At 62.7% G+C, this 20,362-nt stretch carries 18 protein-coding genes and 4 tRNA genes; 10 read left to right on the top strand and 12 right to left on the bottom strand.

Going from position 1 to position 20,362, the window contains the following annotated elements; genetic code table 11:
* Positions 1 to 55 precede the first annotated feature (55 nt).
* From DXT74_RS19595 to DXT74_RS19625, 7 genes are all read left to right on the top strand, one after another.
* A tRNA-Pro gene (locus tag DXT74_RS19595) sits at positions 56 to 132 on the top strand.
* 22 nt (positions 133 to 154) lie between these two features.
* Positions 155 to 231 (top strand) — tRNA-Arg (locus DXT74_RS19600).
* 35 nt (positions 232 to 266) lie between these two features.
* A tRNA-His gene (locus DXT74_RS19605) sits at positions 267 to 342 on the top strand.
* A 48-nt stretch (positions 343 to 390) separates the two neighbouring features.
* A tRNA-His gene (locus DXT74_RS19610) sits at positions 391 to 466 on the top strand.
* A 145-nt stretch (positions 467 to 611) separates the two neighbouring features.
* A complete protein-coding gene (locus DXT74_RS19615) occupies positions 612 to 1,295 on the top strand; it encodes a GntR family transcriptional regulator (RefSeq protein ID WP_043593865.1) in 684 nt (227 codons plus the stop codon).
* A gap of 134 nt (positions 1,296 to 1,429) precedes the next feature.
* Positions 1,430 to 2,278, top strand: a complete 849-nt coding sequence (locus DXT74_RS19620; protein WP_194426822.1) for a pirin family protein — start codon at positions 1,430 to 1,432, stop codon at positions 2,276 to 2,278.
* 212 nt (positions 2,279 to 2,490) lie between these two features.
* Positions 2,491 to 3,351: a pirin family protein gene (locus tag DXT74_RS19625; protein ID WP_194426823.1), complete on the top strand. Its 861-nt coding sequence runs from the start codon at positions 2,491 to 2,493 to the stop codon at positions 3,349 to 3,351.
* Between the two features lie 209 nt (positions 3,352 to 3,560).
* On the opposite strand, the gene DXT74_RS19630 is transcribed toward DXT74_RS19625, so the two are convergent.
* From DXT74_RS19630 to DXT74_RS19645, 4 genes are all read right to left on the bottom strand, one after another.
* Entirely contained in the window at positions 3,561 to 8,498 is a 4,938-nt protein-coding gene (locus tag DXT74_RS19630) for a hemagglutinin repeat-containing protein (protein WP_194426824.1), read from the bottom strand.
* Positions 8,499 to 8,743: 245 nt separating this feature from the next.
* Entirely contained in the window at positions 8,744 to 10,384 is a 1,641-nt protein-coding gene (locus DXT74_RS19635; protein WP_194426825.1) for a ShlB/FhaC/HecB family hemolysin secretion/activation protein, read from the bottom strand.
* Between the two features lie 292 nt (positions 10,385 to 10,676).
* On the bottom strand, positions 10,677 to 11,744 hold the full coding sequence (alr, locus tag DXT74_RS19640) for an alanine racemase (protein WP_194426826.1): 1,068 nt from the start codon (positions 11,742 to 11,744) through the stop codon (positions 10,677 to 10,679).
* A gap of 2 nt (positions 11,745 to 11,746) precedes the next feature.
* The gene (locus DXT74_RS19645) at positions 11,747 to 13,054 is read right to left on the bottom strand and encodes a D-amino acid dehydrogenase (RefSeq protein WP_043641071.1); all 1,308 of its coding nucleotides are present in this window, start codon (positions 13,052 to 13,054) and stop codon (positions 11,747 to 11,749) included.
* Between the two features lie 136 nt (positions 13,055 to 13,190).
* Between DXT74_RS19645 and DXT74_RS19650 the strand changes: the two genes are divergently transcribed.
* The 3 genes from DXT74_RS19650 (at position 13,191) to DXT74_RS19660 (ending at position 15,616) form a co-directional block, all read left to right on the top strand.
* On the top strand, positions 13,191 to 13,679 hold the full coding sequence (locus DXT74_RS19650; protein ID WP_019100787.1) for a winged helix-turn-helix transcriptional regulator: 489 nt from the start codon (positions 13,191 to 13,193) through the stop codon (positions 13,677 to 13,679).
* 269 nt (positions 13,680 to 13,948) lie between these two features.
* A complete protein-coding gene (locus DXT74_RS19655) occupies positions 13,949 to 15,076 on the top strand; it encodes a methyl-accepting chemotaxis protein (RefSeq protein WP_194426827.1) in 1,128 nt (375 codons plus the stop codon).
* Between the two features lie 72 nt (positions 15,077 to 15,148).
* The gene (locus DXT74_RS19660) at positions 15,149 to 15,616 is read left to right on the top strand and encodes a YbaK/EbsC family protein (protein WP_043641076.1); all 468 of its coding nucleotides are present in this window, start codon (positions 15,149 to 15,151) and stop codon (positions 15,614 to 15,616) included.
* A gap of 317 nt (positions 15,617 to 15,933) precedes the next feature.
* Here DXT74_RS19660 and DXT74_RS19665 read toward each other — a convergent pair whose 3' ends face one another.
* The 8 genes from DXT74_RS19665 to DXT74_RS19695 form a co-directional block, all read right to left on the bottom strand.
* Positions 15,934 to 17,130 carry a tryptophan--tRNA ligase gene (locus DXT74_RS19665; protein ID WP_043641077.1) on the bottom strand — a complete coding sequence of 399 codons (1,197 nt, stop codon included), beginning with the start codon at positions 17,128 to 17,130 and terminating at the stop codon, positions 15,934 to 15,936.
* Between the two features lie 82 nt (positions 17,131 to 17,212).
* A complete protein-coding gene (locus DXT74_RS22955) occupies positions 17,213 to 17,488 on the bottom strand; it encodes a site-2 protease family protein (protein WP_231138227.1) in 276 nt (91 codons plus the stop codon).
* A complete protein-coding gene (locus tag DXT74_RS22960) occupies positions 17,455 to 17,847 on the bottom strand; it encodes a site-2 protease family protein (protein WP_231138228.1) in 393 nt (130 codons plus the stop codon). Before DXT74_RS22960 ends, DXT74_RS22955 begins: the two co-directional genes overlap by 34 nt.
* Before the next feature lie 47 nt (positions 17,848 to 17,894).
* Complete coding sequence (locus tag DXT74_RS19675) at positions 17,895 to 18,515, bottom strand: L-threonylcarbamoyladenylate synthase (RefSeq protein WP_019101806.1); 621 nt, start codon at positions 18,513 to 18,515, stop codon at positions 17,895 to 17,897.
* Between the two features lie 12 nt (positions 18,516 to 18,527).
* Positions 18,528 to 19,091 carry a dihydrofolate reductase family protein gene (locus tag DXT74_RS19680; RefSeq protein WP_194426828.1) on the bottom strand — a complete coding sequence of 188 codons (564 nt, stop codon included), beginning with the start codon at positions 19,089 to 19,091 and terminating at the stop codon, positions 18,528 to 18,530.
* On the bottom strand, positions 19,088 to 19,951 hold the full coding sequence (locus DXT74_RS19685; protein ID WP_194426829.1) for a 3',5'-nucleoside bisphosphate phosphatase: 864 nt from the start codon (positions 19,949 to 19,951) through the stop codon (positions 19,088 to 19,090). Before DXT74_RS19685 ends, DXT74_RS19680 begins: the two co-directional genes overlap by 4 nt.
* Positions 19,952 to 19,953: 2 nt before the next feature.
* A complete protein-coding gene (locus DXT74_RS19690; RefSeq protein WP_019101808.1) occupies positions 19,954 to 20,142 on the bottom strand; it encodes an oxidoreductase-like domain-containing protein in 189 nt (62 codons plus the stop codon).
* Entirely contained in the window at positions 20,139 to 20,354 is a 216-nt protein-coding gene (locus DXT74_RS19695; RefSeq protein ID WP_019101809.1) for an RNA-binding S4 domain-containing protein, read from the bottom strand. Before DXT74_RS19695 ends, DXT74_RS19690 begins: the two co-directional genes overlap by 4 nt.
* Positions 20,355 to 20,362 lie beyond the last annotated feature (8 nt).

The following is a 20,362-nucleotide window of genomic DNA, read 5'->3' on the forward strand; positions in this document are numbered from 1 at the left end:
GCAAACAGGTGTTGACAGCCTAAATCGCCATCCGTATAGTTGCGGTCTCTGTCGTCGGGGCGTAGCGCAGCCTGGTAGCGCACCTGATTTGGGATCAGGGGGTCGCGAGTTCGAATCCCGCCGCCCCGACCAGACGAGGCAAAACCCGACCTGAGCGCCCGTAGCTCAACCGGATAGAGCACCGGCCTTCTAAGCCGGGGGTTACAGGTTCGAGTCCTGTCGGGCGCGCCAAAGTAGTTGTGGTACAATGCAGTCGTTTTTCAGTGGTGGATGTAGCTCAGTTGGTAGAGTCCAGGATTGTGATTCCTGTTGTCGTGGGTTCGAGCCCCATCATCCACCCCACCCTATTTTAAGTTGCCGCCTCATGGCGTCGGCTCACCGCTTTCGGCGGTGGATGTAGCTCAGTTGGTAGAGTCCAGGATTGTGATTCCTGTTGTCGTGGGTTCGAGCCCCATCATCCACCCCAAATCTTAAAAAAACCCGGCCAAACGCCGGGTTTTTTCATTTTTGCGACTCATAAGGTCAGTTTTGGGCCTTGTCTGACAGTTCAAGCTCCGTATAATCGAATACATTTGCATGACACCGCTTGACTGACGACGACACCCACCACCATGACCACCATGCAGCCGATCAAGCGCCAGACGCTCACCAGTGCCGTAACCGAATCCTTGCGCCAGCGCATTCTCTCCGGGGAATTCGCCGATGGCCAACAACTGCGCCAAGAGGCGCTGTCCAATGAATACGGCGTCAGCCGGGTGCCGGTGCGCGAGGCGCTGCGCCAACTGGAAGCCGAAGGCCTGATCCAGATCATCGACCACAAGGGCGCACTGGTGTCCAAGTTGTCGCTGGAAGACGTGCTGGAGCTGCTGGAAATCCGCGCGATGCTGGAGGGCTCGGTTCTCAAAGCCGCCATCCCCTGTCACACCAAGGCCGATCACGATCTGGCCCAGCAAACCCTGCGCGAATTCGAACAAGCGCTGCGCAACAACGACGTGCGCCACTGGGGCGAATTGAACTCTCGCTTCCATCTTGCGCTGTACCGAGCCGCCAAGCGGCCAAACACGCTGGCGCTGATCGAGCAACTGCACAATAAAACCGACCGCTACACCCGGATGCAGATCTTGTTCACCCGCACCATGGAACGGGCGCACGAGGAACACAGCAAACTGCTGGAGCTGTCACGCCAAGGCAAGGCAGATGAAGCCGCGGAATTCATCCGCTTTCACATTCTGTCCGCCGGCCACGCCCTGGAAGACTACCTGCGCAACCAAAGCCCGCAGAACGCCTTGAGCTGAAACCCGCCGCTCCGTCTTCAAATTATTTGAACCTGGCGCGCAATTCTTTGCGCTATCAAGCGCCATGGCGGCGCGTAATAATCCGATCATGCCAACCGCCGGACGCGAGTCCGGCCCCACAGGGAGACATGGTCATGCAACACTCTTTCATCAGCCGGGAAGCGGAGCGCCTGGTCGACGGCCAAGCGGTGACCGACGGCGCTGGCGTGCGCCTGCTTCGCGTGCTCACCGCCGATCTGCAGCGACGGTTGGACCCATTCCTGATGCTGGACGAATTCCGCTCCGACAATCCCGGCGATTACATCGCCGGCTTCCCCAGCCATCCGCACCGGGGCTTCGAAACCGTCACCTATATGCTGGCAGGCCGCATGCGCCACCGCGACAACGCCGGCAACGAAGGCCTGCTCGGACCCGGCGGCGTGCAATGGATGACCGCCGGCCGCGGCATCGTCCATTCCGAACTGCCGGAACAGGAAGACGGCCTGATGCACGGCTTCCAGCTGTGGCTGAACCTGCCGGCGGAACGCAAGCTGTGCGCGCCGTGGTATCGCGACATTCCCGCCGCCGAGATTCCAACAGCCCCGACCGACGGCGCGGCGCGGCTGATCGCCGGGCGTTGGCGCGGCCAGGCGGGCGCGGTGGAGCGGGAGCTCACCGAACCGCTCTATCTGGATCTGCATCTTGACGCCGGAGGCGAAGAGGCGCTGGAGATACCCTCCGGCCACAACGCGTTCATCTACGTCTACCAGGGCGAGGTCGCCGTCGGTGCGCAGCAACGCGGCGTCAAGGCAAGGCAGATGGCGGTGCTGGACAATCGCAACGGCGGCAACGGCGTCAGCGTTCGCGCCGAGATCGACAGCCGCTTGTTGCTGATTGCCGGCAAGCCCTTGGGCGAACCCATCGCCCAGTGGGGGCCGTTTGTGATGAATACCCGCGAGCAAGTGGAAGAAGCCATAGCTGATTTCCGCGACGGACGTTTCTAAGAACCTGTTTACGATCTGCTGCGCGTCGGTGATACGGCGTTGAAAACAACTTCGAAATGCTCATGTACCATGCGTACACCCCGCTTCCTCAGCTGTTTTCGCCTTGTCTCACCTTAGCTCGCGAGATCGTAAACACGTCCTAAGAACCCGTTCAAAGTTTCGCGAGCGAGACTTGAACACCCCCTAAACGCAACTCATTGCCTGGAGCCGCCATGCCGCTGCTTACTCAAACCATCGTCAGTCTGGACCGCGACATCGGCTTTCCGGTGCGCCGCCTGTTGCCCACCCGCCAGGCGCGCCGGGTCGGCCCCTTCGTGTTTCTCGATCACATGGGTCCGGCCCATTTCGCCGCCGAAAGCAGCGCTGGCGATGTGCGGCCCCACCCTCACATCGGCCTGGCCACCGTCACCTATCTGTTCTCCGGCGCGATGATGCACCGCGACAGCCTGGGCACGGTGCAGCGCATCGAGCCCGGCGCGGTCAATCTGATGACCGCCGGCAGCGGCATCACTCACTCCGAGCGGGTGCCGGCCGACATCCGCCAGCAAGGCGTGGCGGTGGAAGGCATGCAGCTGTGGCTGGCGTTGCCGGACGAACTGGAAGAATGCGACCCCGCCTTCGCCCACTATCCGGCCGAGGATTTGCCGCGCTGGAACCAGGCCGGGGTGGAATTGAATCTGCTGATCGGCGCCGGCTGGGGCCGGCTCTCGCCGGTCGCCTATCCGCTGCCGGTGTTCTACGCCAGCGCCGTCATGCCTGCCGGCGCGCGGTTGACGCTGCCGGAAGGCGTGGACGAACTAGCCGCCTATGTCGCCTCCGGCGAGTTGGACGTGGATGGCGCCGTGCTGGGCTCCAATCAGTTGGGCCTGCTGCGAACGGGTCAAGGCGGCGAACTGCTCGCGCTCAGCGACAGCCGGGTAATGCTGCTAGGCGGCACGCCGCCGGCCAGCCCGCGTTATCTGGACTGGAACTTCGTGTCCAGCAACCGCGATCGTTTGGCTCAGGCGCGCGCGGACTGGATTGCGCAGCGCTTTCCGATGGTGCCGGGGGAGACGGAGTTCATTCCCCTGTGAGAACCTGTTTACGATCTACTACGCTTCGGCGATACCGCGTTGAGAACGTCTTCAAAATGCTCATGTGCCGTGTGTACATTCCGCTTTTTCCGCCGTTTTCGCCCTGTCTCGCCCTGGCTCGCGAGATCGGAAACACGTTCTAAGGGAACAGCCCCAAAACAAAACCCCCGCCAGTTTCCTGACGGGGGTTTTCGCTTGGATCGAACGCCTTACTTGCTCTGAATGCCGCCTTGTACCACGGTCGACGTATTCTGATGCTCGGCGCGGATCAGCGGTGCCTTGCCGGAAGTCACATCGCTGACAGCCTGTTTCAGAATGCCGGACGGCGTGCTGTTCAGCTTAACCCCGCCGCCGCCGTTGTAGCGCTCAGTGGCGATATCGGTGGTTTCCACTTTGGATTCGCCCAGGTCCACCTTGCCGTTGGCGGACGAAACGGTCGCGCCGGTCAGCTGGGTCTTTCCGCCCACTTGCAGCGTCACGCCGTCGGCGCCGGCGATACCGGTGACGGTACCCACCGAGTTGTCGCGTTTGACGCTGACGTCCACATCGGCCTTCAGCTCGGTGCCCTTGTCCTGGGCATTCAACAGCTTGTCCTTCAGCGTATTGCCGCCTTTGCGCGCCAGAGTGTCCAGCGTGCCGGACTTGGCCGGTCCGGAAATCGGCTGCTCGGGCAGGGTGACGGTTTCACTGTTGACGTTGAAGCTCACCGCATTAGTGGTGTCTTCCTTCAGGCCCTTGTTGAAGGCGAAGCGTTCATACTTCTCCTTCACCTTGTCGGACGCGGCGTTGACCAGCTCGGTGCCCTTCTCTTTCACCTTGTCCTTCAGCGGGCCGGCTTTGTCGGCGGCCTGGTCAACCAGGCTGGCTTCCTTGCCGTTGGAGCTGTTGGCGCCCAGCGACACATCCACCTTCACGCTATTGTCGCGATCCTGACGGCTTTCCAGCACCAGTTGGCCGCCCACCTGGCCGGTGACGGTCTTGCCGCTGACATTGGCGCCGGCCAGGGTGGCATTGCCCTCGACGTTCAGCTCCACTTGCTGCTTGGCGGTCACGGCGGCGTTGGCGTTGCTCAGCTTGTCCTGCTGGTCCACCTTCACCTCCAGACCGGCTTTGACGTCATGCACATTCTTGGTGCTGTCAGGCTTGATCTGACCGTTTTCCTTATCGCTGCTGGCCTTGTTGCCGCCGCCGATATTGCCGGCCACGCTCCAGTTGTTGCGCTGGCTGCTGGACTGCGCCGACTCCAGGCGGACATCGCCCTGGCTGTCCAGTTTGACGCTGTCGCCCTGCAACTGGGTGCCGCTCAGGCGGACGCCGCCGCTGCCGGCCTCAATGCTGGCTTGGCCGCCGCTGGTCACGCTGCCGCCAGCCTGACTGCGGCTGGACTCGTCGGTGCTGGCGTAATTGCCGCCGACGCCCACGTTGAAGCCCTTGCTTGCCTTCTCTTGACCGTTGCTCTGGCTGCCGCCGGCTTTGACGTCGAAGCCCCACTGGCTGCCGGATTTGTCGGCGCTGGATTCGGCGGCCTTGAACTCCACCTTGTCACCCTTCAGCGCCACGTCGCCGCGGCTGGTGATCTTGTCGCCCTGCAGGGCCAGCTTGCCCCCAGCCGTCAATGCCACGCCGGCATCGGCGTCCACGCCGCCGGTCACGGCGACACTGGAGTTGGCTTGCTGCTTGTCCACGTTCACCGCCACCCCGCCGCTGCCGCCGACATTCTTGCCGCCGCCTTCGATCGGGCTGGTGGTGATGGCCAGGTTGGCCTTGCCGCCCACGGTGCGCTGCTCGCTGCTAGTGGTGTTGTTCGCCTGGGTGAAACTCAGGTCGCCGCCTGCGTTGACGCTGGCCGCGCCCTTGCCGCCGGCGATGGCCACGCCCTGATAAGCGGCGTTGTTGTCCACCTCCACCTTGACGCCGTTGCCGGCGCGGATGCCGCCGGTCACCGCGGTGGAGCTGGACGAAGCGCTGGTCACCGTGCTGCCGCTTCCTGCCGCCTTGACGTTCACATCCTCGCCGGTGGTGGTGTAGACGCGCACGCCCACATCCGCCTCGGTCTTGCTGCCGCTCTGGCTCTGGGTATTGGCCGCGGCGGTGAACTGATGGCTGTCCGCCTTGATCTCCACGGTGTTGCCGGCCTGGTACTGGGTCCCCTGGTCAGTGAGCCCGCCCTTGGCGTCCACCTTGACGTTGCCGCCGCTCAGGCTGCTGGCCTGCGCGGTGCTGGACTGGCGGGTTTCCGTGCCGACGCCAGCCTTAACGCCAAGGTCCACGCCCAGATTGGGCGCGCCCAGGTCGCCTGCAGCGCCCGCCGCGCCGATCACATCGCCCTTGGCTACTTTTTCACCAGCCGCCACCAACGGACGGGTCACGCCGCCGTAATCGGCGTTGACGCCCACTTCCACTCCCCAGTGGCTGCTGTCGGTCGTGGTCTTCTGAGTGCTGTTGGCCGCCTGGTTGTCAATGCGGCCGCCGGCCAGCTTGATGTCGCCGTCAGCCTTCACCTGGGTGCCCTGATTGCGGATTTCGCCGTCGCCGTTTCCGGCTACGATGCTGACGCCGCCCTTGGAACTGATCGCGCTGACCTGGGCGGTACTGCTCTCGGACTGACTACGGCTGTTCTTCTGGTCCACGCCCAGCGCCACGCCGGTCTTGTCCAGGCCGGCGTCGATATAGATGCCGCCGCCGGTGACGCTGCTGCTCTTGCTTTCCTTCACGGTGTCCTGCGCCGCGTTCAGGCTGACGTTCTGACCGCTGAGGGCCGCGCCGCCGGCGCCGGCGTTCAGTTTGGAACCGGTCACCGTCAGATCGCCCTGGGCGTTGAGCGCCACCTTGTCGCCGGACAGCGTCGCCGCCTGGTTCTGGGTCGCGTCGCGATCCACGCTGCTGCTGCTGTGCTCAATGCGCACGCCGCCGCGGTACTGCTTGTCCCCGGTGATTTCGCCAACGCCGCGCAACGCCAGCTCGGTGTCCTTGCTCTCTACCGTGTCGCGGGTCTGCGACGCCGCCACCTTGATGTCGCCGTTGGCGGTTACGTTCAATTCGCCGCCGGCTCGCACCTGGCTACCGCTGATCGCCACGTCCTTGGCGGACTGGATGGTCAGATTGGTGTCGGACTTCAGCTCGGCGTTGACCGCTTGCTGTTGGCTGGCATTGCCCTTGCTGCTGCTCTTGGTGATGTTGAAAGCGGTGCCGCTGCGCTGATCGGTGCGGGTTTGCGATTGGTTGACCACGCTATCAATGCTGATGTCGCCGTTGCGGCTCACCGCCACCGCATTCTGCTCGCCGCGGGCGCGGCTGCCGGCGATAGCCACGCTGTCGCCGCGCAGCGTCAGCTTGCCGCCGGCGGTCAGATCGCTGCCGGTGTTGACGGTATCGGTCTTACCGTTGTCGCGGTTGCCTCCGCCGCCGATGCCCCCCCAGTAAACCTGGTCGTTGCGCAGGCTATTCTGGTTTGTCGTCTGCTGCACGCCCAGGCCGAGCGCGCCGCCCGCGTCCAGGGAGGCGTCGCGGCCGGCGGCCAGCTTGGCCGCCTTGGCGTCGATATCGCCGCGGGCGCGGATATCCAGATCACGCCCGGCGCGCAGCTGGCTTTGCGCCAGACGCTGTTCGGTGGACGCGTTGTTCCAAGAACCCGTTTCCAGGCTGGCGCCGTCGTTCTTGCGGTTGCCCCGGTCGCTGCGGGTATCGGTTTCCACCACCCCGCTCAGGCGCACGCCGCCATCGGCCTGCAGACGGATGTCCTGACCTGCGCTGACGCTGCCGCCGCGAATGGCGATCTGGCCGCGCGGCTGCGCGCCGTCCGCCGCCTGATTGTCCGCCGCCGGCGCCGCCGCGATCAGCGTGGCATCCTGCTCGGCGCGAATGCGCACGCCTTCCTGACGCTGACTGGTTTCACTCTGGTCGCGGTTATACGCCCAAGAATTTTTCCAGGCGTGATTGCTGCTGCTGGACGCGCTTTCTGCTACTTGGCTATCCAGCGTCAGATCCTTGCCGCTAAGCGCCACATTGCGGCCGCTGATGTCGGTGGCGGCCAAGGTCGCCGCGTCGCCGGCGCTAAGCGTCACATCATCGCGCGCGCTGATGACGCTGCGCTTGATGCGGGTGTCGCTGCTATTGCTGGCGGTATTGGTCTCGCCGGTTTTCCAGATGAACCAGCTTTCGTCGTGACCGCTATCTTGAGTGGTGGAGGTTTCCGCCCGGCCGCGGCTGTCGATCTGCCGCGCGGCCAAAGCCACCTTGCCTTCGCTGGCGCGGATCTGCGCGCCTTCCAGCGCCAGTTTGCCCTGGCGCGCCTCCACCGACACTTCTTGCGCGCCGTTCAGGCTGCCGCCCACATTGACGCCCGCGCCGTCCGCGGTGCTGATGATGTTGATGCGGCCGGCCTGCATCGCGCCCAGAAACACACTATCCAGCGAGCCCACGCCCTCAGGCGCCTTGTCGCTGCGCAGCACCTTGGCGTCCTTGCCTTGGTAATCCACCAAGTTGAAGCCGGCGCGGACATTAAGCTGCTCGCGCGCGGCCACATTGCCGCGCACATCAATGCGCGGCGCGATCAAATCCAACACATTGACGCCGCTCAGACCGGCGCCGTTAACGGTGAGCGCGTTGCCGTTCATCGCCGCCTGCAGGGAGGCGATGGCCCCGTTCTCGATATTGGCGTTGCCCACCAGCAGCGATGCGCGCGGGGTGTTGATAAAGCCGCAGCCGCTGCACGTGATGCCGTTGGGGTTGGCCAGCACATAGTCGGCGGCCTTGCCGAACACTTCCTGCTTGCCCAACAGCAAGGACGGATTGCGGCTGATCACCTCGTTCAAGATCACGCTGGCTTCGCGTCCGCCCAGCAGCGCGTTGGCGCCCAGCTGGCCGGCCAATTGCGACTGCCCGCCAACGGCGGAGTTGTTGAACACCGCGCCCGGTTTGCCGACGTTGAAATCCTGGTACTGGTTATGCGACAGGCCCGCGGCGCTGGGCGCCACGATATTGACCACCGCCGCGCCGTTGGCGGCGTTGCTCACTTGCGGCTGCGCGCCGTTGCCCCCGGCGACGATGCCGGCCGCCATCGCGGCCTCCACCACCCAAAACGCCAGTGTCAGCGCCGCGGCGACTTTCCCCGTTACCGATAAGCCGAAATTTATTTTTTTCTTCATGATTTGAGTCCCGTTCATTCAGAGAACAAGCAGATTCGGTCCAAAACCGTCTTTCCAGACAACCCATGTTCCGCGGGCTGAGCCGGCCTGCCAGCCGGGCCCATCTCAATGAAACATGCGTTTGATTTCGAATCTACGTCTCTTTTTAAATCAATTCAAATGAAATACTGCCAATATCGCTTAGTCGCTTTCGCAGTTAAATTCTTTCAAAAAATTTCCACGTCGAAAAATAAATACCAAAAGCATCACCAGGACAATGCAAACCTGGCGAACAGCTGATGGCCTTCCTGCTGCCAACCCGCGGGCTTGTACAAGGGCCGGCTGTATTCCAGATCCAGACTGGCCTTGCGATAGCTGAAGGCCAGACCCAGGCTGGCCCCGGCAATGCTTTGCCACTGCTGAACCGAGCGATGCGGCAGCACCCGGCCTCCGTCCAGACCAATCCGCGGCGTCACGCCAACGCCGGCCGCCTCGAAACGACGCGACAAGGTGTTGCGCCAAGACCAGCCGGTTTCCCCGGCCAGGGTATTGCGGCGGAAACCGCGCACCGCACTGGCGTCGGACACATCCATCTGCTCGACGCCGGGCAGATAGTCACGGCTGGTCTGCCCCGTTAGCGCGCTGTTGAGCTGATAAGGCCCGCCGGGCAAACCCAGGCTTTGAAACCAGTTCAGCGAAGCCTTCCACTTGGTGAACTGCGGATTGGGGCCGTCCGGCGCGCGCGGGTCCGGCGCGCTGGCGCCCAGCCAGCGCGTGCCGCGCTGCACGCCGGCGTCGGCGATCAACACGCCGCCGCTGAGCAATTGCAAGCGAGACAAACCCAGCTCGGCCACGCTCAGCGTGGGGCTGGTGATCTCGATCTCGCTGTCGAGAAAGTAATTGCGCACCCGCTTGTGCGTCAGTTGCGCCATCAGCGAGGTGGTCTGATCCTGGCTTCGGCTCAGTACCCGGTCCACTCGCAGGCCGCTCTGCGCGGTGCGGCCGGACAAATTCACCGCGCTGTACTGCAATTGCAGCGGGTTCAGATAATCTGCGCGGCTGGCGAAGGCGCTGAAAGTCCAATAGCCATAGGGCAGAGAGTAAAACAGCGATTCGCTGCGGCTATGCCGCACCGCGTTGTCGTTGCTGGTGCGCTGCGCCGACACGCTGACGAAGTCGGACAAACCCAGCGGGCTGTCCCAGGACAGACCCAGGCCAGCCTGAACCCTGCCCGTGCTGTCGCGGCCGGTGTTGTCGGCGTTGAAGCTCAAGCGCCAGGGCGCATCCTTGTTGTTGCGCAAACTGAGGATGGAACCGCCGACGGTTTCGCCGGGCAAGATATCCAGCGTCGCCTTGCTGGACGGCAGCCGGTTGGCCTGGTCCAGCCCCTGGTCGGCGTCGTGGATGTTCAGCGGCCGGCCGACCACGCCGGGAAACAAGGTGGCCGGGTTGCTGCGACTATCGTCGCTGACGATTTTCTCCACCCTGCCTTCATGCACGCGCAAAGTCAGCACGCCCTGCTCGTCCGGCCCTTCGGCCGCCACGCGCGCGGCGATATAGCCCTTCTTCAGATAGAGCTGGGTCAAGGCGCGGCTATAGCGGTTCAGCTCCTCGTTGTTCAGGCAATCGCTGGCCAGTTCGCCCAGAGAAGCCACTTCCTTACGGCTCAGCAGCTTGATGCCGGCCAGACGCACGCCCTTGACGCGCAGGCAATCCAGCTCGCTCATGTCCGCGGCTTGCGGCCGCCGCATCATATTGCTGTCCGGCTGCATTTGCCGCAGCCGATGTTGCTGGATGATGGCGTCGAAGCGGCGGCTGTTGTCCTGCAACAGGCGCCGCGAATCGTTTTCCATTTGCTGATGCATGCTGCCAGACATGCCCGGCACTTCCGCGGCCTGCGCCGTCATGCCCCAACAAACGATCCCCGCCATCCGCCAGAACTGGGCTGGAGATGGGTTTTTATATTTAATCATCATCGGATTCGTAACTATTTTTAAATAAAGGAAAACAGAAATTCCATGACGCGTCCAGACTAATGAGAATAATTATCAAATAATGACACTATTACCCAGCCTTGATGCCAGCCTTGCGGCATCAGCGCAACACAAAATGCAATATAAATAAAAAAACCCGGCCAGTGGCCGGGCTTTCCTCTTAGTCGTTTGATTCTGAAATATCTTTCAGAAGATCAGAAAAAACTTATTCGAACACAAAGTGGGCGCGCTTGATATTGCACAGCAATTCATAGGCAATGCTGCCGGCGGCGGCGGCCACCTCGTTGACCGATACCGTATCTCCCCACAACTCCACCTCGCTGCCAATGCCCGCGGCGGGCAAGTCGCTCAAATCCACGGTGATCATGTCCATTGACACTCTGCCGATGATGCGCGAACGGCGGCCGTCCACCGCCACCGGGCTGCCGCTGGACGCCAGCCGCGGATAACCGTCGGCGTAGCCCCCGGCGATCAGGCCCACCCGAGTAGGCCGATCGGTGACAAAGTTGTTGCCGTAGCCGATAGGCTCGCCGGCGGCCAGTTCGCGCACGCCGAAGATCCGGCTGCTCAGCCGCATCACCGGTTTCAGCGCATCGCCTTGCGGAAAACCCGCAGGCAAAGGGCTGGCGCCGTAGAGCAGGATGCCGGCGCGCCCCCAGTCGCGACGCGACCGCGGATAGCACAGGATGCCGGCGGAATTGGCCACGCTCTCCTCCCCCGGCAAGCCCGCGGTGGCGGCGTCGAAGGTTTCGATTTGCGCCAGCGTCATCGGCACCGTCGGCTCGTCGGCGCGGGCGAAATGGGTCATCTTGACGATGCTCTCCGCCTTGCCGCTGGCCTGCAGCCGTTCCCAGGCCGCGCGGTAATGCTGCGGCAGGAAGCCCTCGCGATGCATGCCGCTGTCCAGCATCAGCCAGACTCGGAACGGCGCGGCCGGCTGCGCTTCTTCCAACATGCGCAGTTGCTCTTCGCTCTGCACCACCAGCCACAGCCGGTGGCGCTCGACCTCGGCCAGCTCGGCCGCCTCGAACACGCCCTCCAACAGCAGAATGGGCGCGCTCACGCCGGCGGCGCGCAGTTGCAACGCTTCCTCCAGACAGGCGACGGCGAAACCGTCGGCGACATCGGCCAGCGCCTGGGCGCAACGCGCCGCGTCGTGGCCGTAGCCATTGGCCTTCAGCACCGCCAATACCCGCCCGCCATGCTGGCGCTTGGCCAGCAGGTAGTTGTCGCGCAGGTATTGGGTGCGAATGGCGGCGATCAGCGGCCGCATGCTCAAGCGCCCGCCACGGCCGGACGAGCCGCCGGCACCACCAGGGTTTCGCCCTGTTTGGCGTAGCGCTGCATGGACAGGCCGTCCAGGCTGATCTCCGGCTTGGCGCCGGTGATAATGTCGGCCAGCACCTTGCCGGAGCCGGCCCCCATGGTCCAACCCAGGGTGCCGTGGCCGGTGTTCAGCGACAGATTGGCGAAGCGAGTGCCTCCCACGATGGGAGTGCCGTCCGGCGTCATCGGACGCAGGCCGGTCCAGAAGCTGGCGGCCGGGATGTCGCCGCCATTCGGGTACAAATCGCCCACTACCATTTCCAGCGTTTCGCGACGGCGCGGGTTCAGCGACAAATCGTAGCCGGACAGCTCGGCCATGCCGCCGACGCGGATGCGATCATCGAAGCGGGTGATCGCCACCTTGTAGGTTTCGTCCAGCACCGTGGACACCGGCGCGCCGGCCGGATTGGTGATCGGCACCGTCAGCGAATAGCCCTTGACCGGGTAGACTGGAATGTCGATGCCCAGCGATTTGACCATGTCGCGGGAGAAGCTGCCCATCGCCACCACGTAGTGATCCGCGGTCAGCAAATCGTCGCCGACACGGATGCCGGTAATGCGCTTGCCGTCGCTCTCAATGCCGTCCACAGTCACGCCGAAGCGGAATTCCACGCCCTTGGCGCGCGCCATCTCGGCCAGGCGCGCGGTGAACAGATTGCAGTCGCCGGTTTCGTCATTGGGCAGTTGCAGGCCGCCCGTCAGCTTGTGCTTGACGCTGGCCAGCGCCGGTTCCACCTCCGCGCAGCCGTCCCGGTCCAACACTTTGAAGTCCACGCCGCACTCCTTGAGCACGGCGATATCCTTGCTGACGCCGTCCACTTGAGCCTGACTGCGGAACAGCTGCAGCGTGCCACCCTGGCGCGCTTCGTAGCCGATGCCGGTTTCTGCGCGCAGCTCTTTCATTTTGTCGCGGCTGTATTCGGCCAGACGCATCATCCGGCTCTTGTTGACCGCGTAAGCGTCTTCATTGCAATTGGCCAGCATCTTGGCGATCCATTGCAGCTGATACAAGCTGCCGTCCGGCTTCACCGCCAACGGCGCATGGCGCTGGAACAGCCACTTGGCCGCCTTCAGCGGAATGCCCGGCGCGGCCCAGGGCGTGGAGTATCCGGGGGAAATCTGGCCGGCGTTGCCAAAACTGGTTTCCAGCGCCACGCCCTCCTGACGCTCCAGCACCGTCACCTCGCAGCCCGCCTTGGCCAGATACCAAGCCGTGGACACGCCCAACACACCGCCGCCCAGCACGATCACCTTCATTTTCTCTCTCCGTTTGCAGCACTACATGTCTATAGTGATTTCGCGTAGTATATTAATGAAACACTGGGTTTTTTCACCAAAGTATCGTCAGACTACAGATTTTTAAACTGCAAAATTTTATATACACAGTGAAAACATGAAGAAAAGCGCAAGCGGCGATAAGGCACTGGATAAAACCGATCTGAAAATCCTGCGCCTGCTGCAGAAAAACGGCCGCATCTCGATGACGGAACTCTCTGAAAAGGTGGGACTTTCCACCACGCCGTGCACCGAACGAGTACGTCGAATGGAACGCGACGGCATCATCGAAGGCTATTACGCCCGCCTCAATCCGCATGCGATGGGCGCGGCGCTGTTGGTCTTCGTGGAGATCAAGCTGGAGGCCAAATCCGGCAATATTTTCGACGCCTTCCGTCGCGAAATCATGCGTATCCCGGAAATTCTGGAATGCCACCTGGTGTCTGGCGAATTCGACTACCTGATCAAAGCGCGCATTCCGGACATGTCGATGTACCGCAAGCTGCTGGGCGACATCCTGCTACAGCTGCCGTCTGCCAAGGAGTCCAAAAGCTACGTGGTGATGGAAGAGGTCAAGGAGACCCTGCTACTGCCTCTGGGAGAATAAATAAGCCGTTTAAAATCCATGACTTGCATTTGATTTAAATCAAAAAAGTCTTGCATTCCCCTCCCATCTAAGCCAAACCACAAGCAGCGGTTTCTTGAGTAAAAACACGTAGAACCTGCTCGAAGGCTCGCGGGCTAGAACGAGACGAGACGAAAACGGCTGAAGAAGCGGAACGTACCTAGGGTACGTCTGCATTCTGAATGCGGTTTTCTACGTCGTATCGCGAACGCGCAGCAGCCTTCCAACAGGTTGGCAGGCGGGAGATGAGGATGTTCGGCTTCATGAAAGCGGTGGACAAAACCGCGGACACGGCGCGGCAGGTGCGCCAGTTGGAAAGCGTGCTGGACCACGCCGATAATCTGATCATGCTGTGCGACACCAGCCGCGACAACGTGATCTTCTACATGAACAAGACCGCGCGCGACATCCTGGGCCGACACCGGGAAATGATGAACCAGAAATTCCGAGCCGGGGTCGACGTCAATCACGCTCATGGCCACAGCATTCATCAGTTCCACCAAAATCCGGAGCACAACCGCCGCATCCTGGCCGACCTGGCCAGCCGCAAGATAGACCAGCACATCGCGATGATTCCGGTGGGCGAGGTGATGTTCAAGACCAAGGTATTCCCGATCTGGGACTCTGCCCATCCCGACCAACTGCTCTGCTTCATGGCCAGCTTCCAGGACGTGTCCGCCGAAATCCGCGCCCAAGAATTGCAGGACCATGGCAACCAGCGCCGCGAATTCCTGGAGGCGCGCGTCAACGAGCTCTCCGACAATATGCAAGCGATGAGCGCCACGATAGAAAACGTCGCGGTGCAGACTTCATCGGCTTCCGAATCCGCGGACCTCATGCTGGGCGAGGCCAAAAAAAGCGTGGCCATCGTCAACGACACCAGCCAGAGCATGCAGCAAGTGGGCAATATGGTTCGCCAAACCGCCGACAGCCTGATGTCGCTGGGCAAACGCTCGGAAACCATCGGCCAGATCGTCAACGTGATCAAAGACATTGCGGATCAGACCAATCTCTTGGCCTTGAACGCGGCGATCGAGGCGGCGCGAGCCGGCGAGATGGGACGCGGCTTCGCCGTGGTGGCGGATGAAGTGCGCAAACTGGCCGAGCGCACCACCAAGGCCACCCAGGAAATCGGAGACATGATCCGTGCGATCCAGGGAGAAGTGCAGCAAAACGTGCGCGCCATCGAACTGGGGCGCGACCAGGTGCAAACAACCGAAAGCGACTTCCAACGAGCCGAAGCCGCACTACACACCATCGTTGGCGAGATCAACACCATGCGCAATTTCGTGGTGGAAATCGCCAACGCCTCGGAAGAACAGGCTGCCACCTCGCAGGATATTGCCGATAAGCTGAGCGACATCACCCGGCAAAGCTGAAGTAAAAACGCTTCACAAGCAAAGGATGGAGCGGAATAATTAAACGCTCCACCCTTTCGCTTTGAGGCCATCATGAGCTTAGCGTCCGTCCAGGCGTTTTTCGCCGCCCGTCAGCTGGACATCCCCATCATAGAGCTGGAAGTCAGCACCGCCACCGTGGCGGAGGCCGCCGCCGCCCACGACGTGGAGCCCGGCCGCATCGCCAAGACGCTGGCCTTCCGCCTGAACGACGGCCGCGATGTGATCCTGGTCGCCCGCGGCGACGCCCGCATCGACAACCGCAAATTCAAGGACGCCTTCGGCAAGGGCAAGATGCTGCCGCCGGACGAGGTGGAAGCCATCACCGGCCACCCGGTGGGGGGCGTCTGCCCGTTCGGCCTCGCCACCGAGCTGCCCATCTATCTGGACGTATCCTTGCAGGCCTACGACGAAGTGCTTCCGGCCGCCGGCGCCGTCCACAGCGCGGTGCGCCTGTCGCCGCAGCAGTTGCACCACATTACCCAGGCGGACTGGGTGGATGTGTGCCAGGCTTTTGCCTAAGTGCCTGTCACAATCTGCTGCGCTTCGTGAGGCGTGACACGGTGAAAACCGCTTCGAAATGCTCATGTACCGTGTGTACACTCCGCTTTCTCAGCGGTTTTCGCCTTGTCTCGCCTTAGCTCGCGAGATCGTGAACAGGCTTTAAGAAACGGTTTACGACCTGCTGCGCGTCGCTCTGAGCCGCGCGGTCGAACCGATGCCAAAAGCCGCCGTTTGTCGCCAAACGACGGCTAAAGCTTCCCCGCGGCGGAACATCCGCCATGCCAAGAAAAACGCCCGGCAAGCCGGGCGTTTCGCATCCATCCAGACAAAGGCGCTCAGTAGCCCAGCCCCATCGCTTCCTTGACGTCCTGCATGGTGGCGCGCGCCACTTGCTCGGCCTTGGCGTTGCCGGCGGCCACCACTTCCTTGACCAAGTTGGGATTGCTCAGATACTGCTCGGCGCGTTCAAACATCGGCTGCTGTTCGCGGAGTACGCCGTCTATCACCGGTTGCTTGCAGTCCAGGCAACCAATGCCGGCGCTGGTACAGCCCTGCTTCACCCATTCGCGGGTATCGGCGTCGCTGTACACCTGGTGCAGCTGCCATACCGGGCATTTGTCCGGGCTGCCCGGATCGGTGCGGCGCACGCGGGCCGGATCGGTCGGCATCGCCCGCACTTTTTTGGTGACGGTGGCGGGGTCTTCGCGCATGGTGATGGTGTTGCCGTAGGACTTGGACATCTTCTGGCCGTCCAGACCCGGCATCTTGGACGCCTCGGTCAGCATCGCCTCGCATTCGGCCAGAATGCTCTTGCCCTTGTTCTCTAGCCAGCCGAACAGCCGCTCGCGATCGGCAGCGCCCAGGTTCTGGCTGGCGGCCAGGATCTCGCGCGCGCCGGCCAGCGCTTCGGCGTTGCCGTCTTGCAGATAGGCGGTGCGCAGGCGGTCGAACTCCTTGCCGGCCTTGCCTATCTTCTTCACCGCGGCGCGGGCCAACTCTTCGAAGTTGGGCTCGCGGCCAAACAGGTTGTTGAAGCGGCGCGCCACTTCGCGGGTCAGTTCGATGTGCGGCACCTGGTCTTCGCCCACCGGCACCAGGCCGGCCTTGTAGATCAGAATGTCGGCGGCTTGCAGCAGCGGATAGCCGAGAAAGCCGTAGGTGCCCAGGTCCTTGGTGGATAGTTTTTCGATCTGGTCCTTGTAGGTGGGCACGCGCTCCAGCCAGGACAGCGGGGTCACCATGGACAGCGCCAGGTGCAGTTCAGCGTGCTGCGGCACTTTGGACTGGATGAAAACAGTAGCCTGCTCCGGGTCCACGCCGGCGGCCAGCCAATCTATCACCATGTCCCACACGCTCTTGCCGATGATGGAGACGTCGTCGTAATTGGTCGTCAGCGCGTGCCAGTCCGCCACCATGAAGTAGCAATCGTGGGTGCTTTGCAGCTGCACCCAGTTCTTGATCACGCCGTGGTAATGACCAAGGTGCAGGCTGCCGGTGGGGCGCATGCCGGAAAGAATGCGGTTGGCGAACATATATGAATTCCGTTTCGGGTAATAAGCGCAACAGCGCCGGAAACGAATTCCGGCGCGTCAGGATTAGTGTGAACCGGGCGCTTTAAATCAAGGCGCGCACCAGCCCGTACATCAAACCGTAGAACGGCCGCAAAATGGTGGTCAGCAAGCCGGTGGCGATCAAGGCCAGCAGCACCCACATGCCGTAAGGCTCCAGCTTGGAGTACTTCCAGGCCATGCCTGGAGGCAGAAAGCTTTCCACGATGCGGCCGCCGTCCAGCGGCAAGATGGGCAGCAGGTTGAGCAGCATCAGCGAGATATTGATGCCAATGCCGGCCTGACTCATCAGCGCCAGCGGTTCGCTGTAGCTCGTATCCATGCCGATGGCCAGCTTGAGTAGCAGCACATCAGCATCATCACTAGGTTGGAGGCCGGCCCGGCGGCGGCCACCAGCCTGCCATGCTCGCGCGGCTTGCGCAGCGCGCCGAAGTTGACCGGCACCGGCTTGGCCCAGCCAAAGATGAAGCCGCCCAGCGTCACGGACAGCAAGGGCAGCAGCACGGTGCCGATCGGGTCGATATGCTTGAGCGGGTTCAGCGTCATCCGCCCCATCATATAGGCGGTGCTGTCGCCGAAACGGCGCGCGGCATAGGCGTGGGCGGCCTCGTGCAGCGTGATGGCGAACAACACCGGCAGCGCGTAAATTGTGATTTTCTGGATCAGATTAATATCGCCCATGATGTCTCTTGTGGGTTGAAAACAGTGTAGTGAGGCAAAGGCGGCGCTTATAGACCGAACAGCGCCGGATCACCCTTGCCGCGGCGCAGCAGTTCCACGCCCTCGGTCATATCGATCACGGTAGTGGGCTCGGTGCCGCACCAGCCGCCGTCTATCACCGCATCCACCGCGTGCTCCAGCCGCTCGCGGATTTCATACGGGTCGGTCAGCGGCTCCCCGTCGCCGGGCAGCATCAGGGTACAGGACAAAATCGGCTCGCCCAGCTCCTCCAGCAAGGCCAGCGCCACTTTGTGATCCGGCACACGCAGCCCAATGGTGGAGCGCTTGGGGTGCAGGGTGCGGCGCGGCACTTCGCGAGTGGCTTGCAGAATGAAGGTATAGCTGCCGGGAGTGGCGGCTTTCAGCATGCGGAACTGGCTGTTGTCCACCTTGGCGTAATTGGCCAGTTCGGACAAATTGTGGCAGACCAGAGTCAGATGATGGCGCAGGTCCAGCTGGCGGATATCCAGAATGCGTTCCATCGCGGGCTTGTCGCCCAACATACAGCCAAGCGCGTAACAGGAGTCGGTGGGATAGACCACCACCCCGCCCTCGCGCAGGATCTTCACCGCTTCGCGCACCAGCCGTGCTTGCGGGTTATCCGGGTGGATCATGAAAAACTGTGCCATGGCGCGTTCGCCTCAGAGCTGCTCTGCGGCTTCCGCCGCGCGATTGATCAAATAGCTGCTTTGCAACAGGCCGCTGGCATAAGCCCGCGTGCTCTGGTGTTGCAGCCTGATGTCGCCATCCAGGCCGCTGAATAACGGAATACCGGCCCCCAGCAGCGCCGGCACTCGGTTGAGAATCAGCCGGTCCAACAGACCGGCGCGCAGGAAAGCGGATACCAGCCGGCCACCGTCCACATAGACATGGCGTGCGCCAGAAGTCCGTAGATCCGCCAGCAGGCGTGGGGGTGCCGCGGCGCTTAATTCCACCTGCGAGCGCAGCGCCGCCGGTATATCGGCCGGCTGCAGGCTACGGCTGGCCACGACCACGCGCAGGCCGGCATAGGGCCACTCGGGAAACGACAGTACTTTGCGGAAGGTGGCGCTTCCCATCAGCAATACGTCCACTGTCGCCATGAAGTCGGCGTAGCCGTAGTCCTCGTCTTCACAGGCCACTTGCTCCAACCAGTCCAGCGCGCCGTCTGCGCGCGCTATGAAACCATCTAGGCTGGTAGCGAGATAGGCGCTGGTCAAGCTCATGCGAGGGTCTCCGGGTGAATGATGCGCGCGGCCAGCGCGTCCCAAATGGGTTTGCAGATCGGCGGCAGGTCGTCGGTGCGGCCGACGTCGCGGCCGCCCTCGCCTGGCGCGTGGAAATCGCTGCCGGCGCTGGAGTACAGCTCGTGACGGGCCGCCAACAAGGCGAACTTGTGCATATCGTCAAGGCTATGGCTGCCGCTGGCCACTTCGATGCCGCGGCCGCCGGCCAGCTTGAAGTCGTTGATCAGCCGCTCGATCAAGGTACGGCCCATATCGTAGCGGCCAGGGTGGGCGATCACCGCCTCGCCGCCGCCGGCGCGGATCCAGCCCACCGCGTCCTCCAGGCTGGCCCATTCTTGCGCCACGTAGCCGGGCTTGCCCGGGGTCAGGAATTTACGGAACACGGTGCGCACGTCCTTGACCTGCCCGCTATTGACCAGGAAGCGGGCAAAATGGGTGCGGCCTATCATTTCCGGGTTGTCGCACAGCGCCATCGCGCCTTCAAACGCGCCTTGTATGCCCACCTTGATCAGTTCGTCCGACATCTGCCGCGCGCGGTTGACGCGGCCGTCGCGGATGGATTGCAGGCCGGCGGCCAGCGTCTCCTGTTCCGGATCAATGCCCAGACCGACGATGTGCACGGTGTGCTTGCCCCAGGTGACCGAAACCTCGACGCCGTTGAGGAAGGCCAGGCCCCGCCGCGCCGCCTCGGCCCGCGCCGCGGCCAAGCCGTGGGTGCAGTCGTGGTCCGTCAGCGCCACTAGCGTGGCTTCGCGCTCGGCGGCGCGCGCGATCACCTGCTCCGGCGGCAAAGCGCCGTCGGAAGCGTGGGAATGGAAATGCAGATCGATGCTGGCCATGCTCATTGTCCGTTGGCGGCGGCCTGGCGCGCAGCTTCGCGCAGTTCCCAGGCGGCCAGTTTGGCGCGGTATTCCGTCATCAGCGCGTTATAACTGTCCCAGATGCACGGGTCGCAGCCGCTGCCGCAGCAAGCGTCATCCGGCGGGGGCTCGGGCGCTTCCGGCGGCGGGTCAAAGTCGTCGTCGTTCATGGCGCCGCGACGCGGATGGAAAAGCCGTCCCCGCTCACCTGCTGACCCGCGCGGATCTTGCAGGTCTTGCGCAGTTCCACCTGACCGTCCACCCGCACATTGCCTTCGGCGATGAAATGTTTGGCGGCGCCGCCGGAATCGCAAACATTGCAGATTTTCAGCAGGTCGCACAAGGCGATGTATTCGCCGCTCAATTCAAAGGTTTCATTCATTTTTGCAC

The organism is Chromobacterium sp. Rain0013 (assembly GCF_015291765.1).
GTDB lineage: Bacteria > Pseudomonadota > Gammaproteobacteria > Burkholderiales > Chromobacteriaceae > Chromobacterium > Chromobacterium haemolyticum.

What these genes read in the sequence shown, in the direction of transcription:
- DXT74_RS19685 (WP_194426829.1), bottom strand. Translation starts at nt 19,951, where the DNA reads ATGGCCAGCATCGATCTGCATTTCCATTCCCACGCTTCCGACGGCGCT.
- DXT74_RS19620 (WP_194426822.1), top strand. Translation starts at nt 1,430, where the DNA reads ATGCAACACTCTTTCATCAGCCGGGAAGCGGAGCGCCTGGTCGACGGC.
- DXT74_RS19695 (WP_019101809.1), bottom strand. Translation starts at nt 20,354, where the DNA reads ATGAATGAAACCTTTGAATTGAGCGGCGAATACATCGCCTTGTGCGAC.
- DXT74_RS22955 (WP_231138227.1), bottom strand. Translation starts at nt 17,488, where the DNA reads ATGGATACGAGCTACAGCGAACCGCTGGCGCTGATGAGTCAGGCCGGC.
- DXT74_RS22960 (WP_231138228.1), bottom strand. Translation starts at nt 17,847, where the DNA reads ATGGGCGATATTAATCTGATCCAGAAAATCACAATTTACGCGCTGCCG.
- alr (WP_194426826.1), bottom strand. Translation starts at nt 11,744, where the DNA reads ATGCGGCCGCTGATCGCCGCCATTCGCACCCAATACCTGCGCGACAAC.
- DXT74_RS19635 (WP_194426825.1), bottom strand. Translation starts at nt 10,384, where the DNA reads ATGACGGCGCAGGCCGCGGAAGTGCCGGGCATGTCTGGCAGCATGCAT.
- DXT74_RS19660 (WP_043641076.1), top strand. Translation starts at nt 15,149, where the DNA reads ATGAGCTTAGCGTCCGTCCAGGCGTTTTTCGCCGCCCGTCAGCTGGAC.
- DXT74_RS19615 (WP_043593865.1), top strand. Translation starts at nt 612, where the DNA reads ATGACCACCATGCAGCCGATCAAGCGCCAGACGCTCACCAGTGCCGTA.
- DXT74_RS19675 (WP_019101806.1), bottom strand. Translation starts at nt 18,515, where the DNA reads ATGGCACAGTTTTTCATGATCCACCCGGATAACCCGCAAGCACGGCTG.
- DXT74_RS19680 (WP_194426828.1), bottom strand. Translation starts at nt 19,091, where the DNA reads ATGAGCTTGACCAGCGCCTATCTCGCTACCAGCCTAGATGGTTTCATA.
- DXT74_RS19625 (WP_194426823.1), top strand. Translation starts at nt 2,491, where the DNA reads ATGCCGCTGCTTACTCAAACCATCGTCAGTCTGGACCGCGACATCGGC.
- DXT74_RS19655 (WP_194426827.1), top strand. Translation starts at nt 13,949, where the DNA reads ATGTTCGGCTTCATGAAAGCGGTGGACAAAACCGCGGACACGGCGCGG.
- DXT74_RS19630 (WP_194426824.1), bottom strand. Translation starts at nt 8,498, where the DNA reads ATGAAGAAAAAAATAAATTTCGGCTTATCGGTAACGGGGAAAGTCGCC.
- DXT74_RS19650 (WP_019100787.1), top strand. Translation starts at nt 13,191, where the DNA reads ATGAAGAAAAGCGCAAGCGGCGATAAGGCACTGGATAAAACCGATCTG.
- DXT74_RS19690 (WP_019101808.1), bottom strand. Translation starts at nt 20,142, where the DNA reads ATGAACGACGACGACTTTGACCCGCCGCCGGAAGCGCCCGAGCCCCCG.
- DXT74_RS19645 (WP_043641071.1), bottom strand. Translation starts at nt 13,054, where the DNA reads ATGAAGGTGATCGTGCTGGGCGGCGGTGTGTTGGGCGTGTCCACGGCT.
- DXT74_RS19665 (WP_043641077.1), bottom strand. Translation starts at nt 17,130, where the DNA reads ATGTTCGCCAACCGCATTCTTTCCGGCATGCGCCCCACCGGCAGCCTG.